This window comes from Caulobacter sp. 05T431 (genome assembly GCF_056665975.1).
On sequence record NZ_JBFTKU010000062.1, the window covers coordinates 1 to 679 of the forward strand.

Sequence of the window (679 nt, forward strand, 5' to 3'; positions counted from 1 at the left end):
GCTATATACCGAAGCTGCGGACGCACAGTAATGTGCGTGGTAGGAGAGCGTTCTGTAAGCCTGTGAAGGTGTCTTGTAAAGGATGCTGGAGGTATCAGAAGTGCGAATGCTGACATGAGTAGCGATAAAGGGGGTGAAAGGCCCCCTCGCCGTAAGCCCAAGGTTTCCTACGCAACGTTCATCGGCGTAGGGTGAGTCGGCCCCTAAGGCGAGGCAGAGATGCGTAGCTGATGGGAAGCAGGTTAATATTCCTGCACCGTCGTATGATGCGATGGGGGGACGGATCGCGGAAGGTTGTCCGGGTGTTGGAAGTCCCGGTCCCTGCATTGGAGAAGGCGCTTAGGCAAATCCGGGCGCGTAATTCAAGGATGTGGGGCGAGCGGCCTTGAGCCGCGAAGCAATTGGAAGTGGTTCCAAGAAAAGCCTCTAAGCTTCAGTCATACGAGACCGTACCGCAAACCGACACAGGTRGGCGAGATGAGTATTCTAAGGCGCTTGAGAGAACTCGGGAGAAGGAACTCGGCAAATTGGTACCGTAACTTCGGGATAAGGTACGCCCTTGTAGCTTGACTGGCCTGCGCCAGGAGGGTGAAGGGGTTGCAATAAAATGGTGGCTGCGACTGTTTAATAAAAACACAGCACTCTGCAAACACGAAAGTGGACGTATAGGGTGTGACGC

At 54.3% G+C, this 679-nt stretch carries 1 rRNA gene; it reads left to right on the plus strand.

Annotation, left to right across the window (positions count from 1 at the left end):
• A 23S ribosomal RNA gene (locus AC1U89_RS24535) occupies window positions 1-679 on the plus strand; the annotation flags it as partial.